This is a genomic window from Methylocaldum sp. (genome assembly GCF_035627495.1).
Lineage (GTDB): Bacteria > Pseudomonadota > Gammaproteobacteria > Methylococcales > Methylococcaceae > Methylocaldum.
In genome coordinates this window covers 1-3,013 of the sequence record NZ_DASPLO010000041.1, presented here as the reverse complement: position 1 = coordinate 3,013, position 3,013 = coordinate 1, and the positions used below count along the sequence as shown (strand labels likewise).

Genomic DNA, 3,013 nt, shown 5'->3' with positions numbered 1-3,013 from the left:
CACCTAATCGAGAATTTTTTCTGCAAACTCAAGCAATTCCGCGCCATCGCTACCCGCTATGACAAAACCGATTGCAACTTTCTGGCCGCCATTTTTCTCACTGCAGCCGTTATCTGGCTCAATTGAGGACACGCCCTAGGCTGAGGTTCCTTTTGTCCGCCACATGAATCCGATCGTCGAAATCCAAAACCTCACCAAGCATTACTGGAAGGGCGATCAGATCGTCCCGGTCCTCACGGATATCAATTTGATCATCCAGGAAGGAGACTTCCTCGCACTCATGGGACCCTCCGGTTCCGGTAAAAGCACTTTGCTCAATCTGATCGCAGGTCTCGACCGGCCGACCAGCGGTGTTCTCAGGGTTGGCGGAATCAATATCGCAGAGCTGCCAGAATCGAATCTCACCGACTGGCGTTCCGCCCACGTCGGATTCATTTTCCAGTTCTACAATTTGATGCCGGTCCTGACGGCATTCGAGAACGTCGAGCTTCCGCTATTGCTCACCGGATTGTCGAAGCGCGAAAGGCGGGAGCATGTGGATTTGGTCCTGGATATGGTCGGCCTGACGGACCGGATGGATCACTATCCGGCTCAACTGTCGGGAGGGCAGCAGCAACGCGTCGCAATTGCCCGCGCGCTGGTCGTCGATCCCACTCTGATCGTGGCGGACGAGCCTACCGGGGATTTGGACCGCGTATCCGCGGAAGACGTGCTGGATCTCATGGAGCATCTGAATGGGGATTTGGGCAAAACCATCATCATGGTGACTCACGACCAGCGCGCCGCAGCAAAGGCGCATTCCATCCGGCACTTGGATAAAGGGGTCTTGACCGCCAATGATTCGGGCGCCGACATAGCCGCTGTCTAAATCTTCAGTCGATGCTGCTTTTCCTGCGTCTCGCCTTCCGCAACCTTTTTCGGCACAAGCTCCGGACGGGACTGACCGCGCTGGGCATCGTCATCGCCATCATCGCTTTCGCTCTCCTAAGGACCGTGGTCGACGCTTGGTATGCCGGGGCCGAGGCGACTTCGGCCAATCGCCTGATCACCCGCAATGCGATCTCGTTGATGTTTCCGTTGCCGATCAGCTATGGCAACCGAATCCGGCAAATAGAGGGAATTACCGGTCTCAGCTACTCGAATTGGTTCGGTGGGGTGTATATCGACGAGCGGAATTTTTTTCCCCAATTTGCTATCGAGCCGAAGACCTATCTTGAGCTTTACCCCGAATTTATTCTGCCGGAGGCGGAAAAATCGGCTTTCATAAAGGATCGAAAGGGCGTGATCGCGGGCCGTAAGCTGGCGGAAAAGTACGGTTGGAAGATCGGCGATGTAATTCCGCTGCGCGGTACCATCTATTCGGGAAGTTGGAGCTTCGTCTTGCGGGGTATTTATCGCGGGGCGGAGAAGAAAACCGATGAAACGATCTTCTTCTTTCACTGGGACAATCTCAACGAAACGCTGAAGAAAACGGATTCCAGCCGGGCCGAGCGGGTCGGCGTCTATATTCTCCGGATCGATCGGGCCGAGCGGGCGGCGGAACTCTCGGAAGCCGTGGACCGCCTTTTCGAAAACTCTCTCGCGGAGACTTTGACCGAAACCGAGAAGGCGTTCCAGCTCGGCTTCGTAGCCATGACCGAGGCCATCGTGGTCGCCATCAAGATCGTGTCCTTCGTGGTCATCGCCATCATCATGGCGGTGATGGCGAACACCATGGCGATGAGCGCCCGCGAGCGCCAGCGCGAGTACGCGACCCTCAAAGCCGTCGGGTTCGGCTCGCGCTATCTGCTCGGGCTCATCGTGGGCGAATCGCTGGCTTTGTCGATCATTTCGGGCATCCTCGGAATCCTGGCGGCATTCCCGGCCACGGATTTCCTGGCCGCCAAATTCGGCACCCTGTTCCCGGTGTTCGAAGTCTCCGCTCAAACCATCGAGCTCGCCTTGCTCGCATCCTGTCTGATCGGGTTGGCCGCGGCGGTATTTCCGGCTTGGCGCGTGATTACCTTTCCGGTAAGCGAGGGTTTGCGCAGCATCGGTTAGCGCGGTTGAAACGACCATGAAGATACCGTTCTCCTATTCCTGGAAGAGCTTGTGGGCACGCAAGGCCACGTCCGTCTTGACGGCGGCGGGGATGGCTCTGGTCGTCTATGTATTTGCCACCGTGTTAATGCTGACCGAGGGTCTCAAGCAGACTTTGGTGGCGACCGGAAGCGAAGACAACGTGGTGTTAATCCGACAAGGATCGGAGACGGAGGTGCAAAGCTCGATCGAGCGGGAGCAAGCTTCGATTATCGAGAGCGCGCCAGAAGTTGCGTACGCTCCAAACGGAACGAAGCTGGCGTCCAAGGAGGTCATGGTTTTGATGACCCTGTCCAAGCGAGGCAGCGATAAGCCCTCCAATGTCACCATTCGCGGGTTATCTGAAAAAGGGCTGATGCTAAGGCCGCAGGTGCGTTTGGCCGAGGGCCGGATGTTTCGCGCCGGGTCGTCGGAAATCATCGCCGGAAAGAAGATCGCCGAGAATTTCAAAGGGGCAGGCATCGGAGAAACGATTCGCTTCGGCATGCGCGATTGGACCGTCGTCGGTGTCATGGACGCAGGCAACACCGGCTTCAGCTCCGAAATCTGGGGCGATGCCGAGCAGTTGATGCAGGCGTTTCGGCGGACGGCTTATTCCTCGGTCATCGTCAAGCTCGCCGATGCCTCGCTGTTGGAGTCTTTCAAAATCCGTATCGAGACTGATCCGCGCATGAAGCTGGAGGCCAAGCGGGAGACGGTCTTTTACGCCGAGCAGTCGGAAATGCTGGCGAATTTCCTGAAGATACTGGGAATCACGTTGAGCGTGATTTTTTCGCTGGGCGCGATTATCGGGGGAGTAATGGTCAAATTTTGTGTACGGGGCGGACTCAGGCGGCGATTTTCTCGGCGTCTTCCCGAACTCCGTCCTTGAACACGACTCCCTCGATAACCTGAGCCAAGCGGGGAATGCCATTGAGTTTTCGCCAGTGCCGCT

Annotated in this window: 4 protein-coding genes; all 4 read left to right on the top strand. The window is 56.8% G+C overall.

Annotated features, from left to right (window positions below):
- Window positions 1-126: transposase (locus tag VEB01_RS03295; RefSeq protein ID WP_414675399.1), on the top strand; the 126-nt coding region annotated here is incomplete at its 5' end.
- 37 nt (window positions 127-163) lie between these two features.
- Window positions 164-868, top strand: coding sequence for an ABC transporter ATP-binding protein (locus VEB01_RS03290; protein WP_324872774.1), 705 nt, complete (start codon window positions 164-166; stop codon window positions 866-868).
- 11 nt (window positions 869-879) lie between these two features.
- Complete coding sequence (locus VEB01_RS03285) at window positions 880-2,040, top strand: ABC transporter permease (protein ID WP_324872772.1); 1,161 nt, start codon at window positions 880-882, stop codon at window positions 2,038-2,040.
- A 16-nt stretch (window positions 2,041-2,056) separates the two neighbouring features.
- Window positions 2,057-2,950, top strand: a complete 894-nt coding sequence (locus VEB01_RS03280; protein WP_324872769.1) for an ABC transporter permease — start codon at window positions 2,057-2,059, stop codon at window positions 2,948-2,950.
- The last annotated feature ends 63 nt before the right edge of the window (window positions 2,951-3,013 follow it).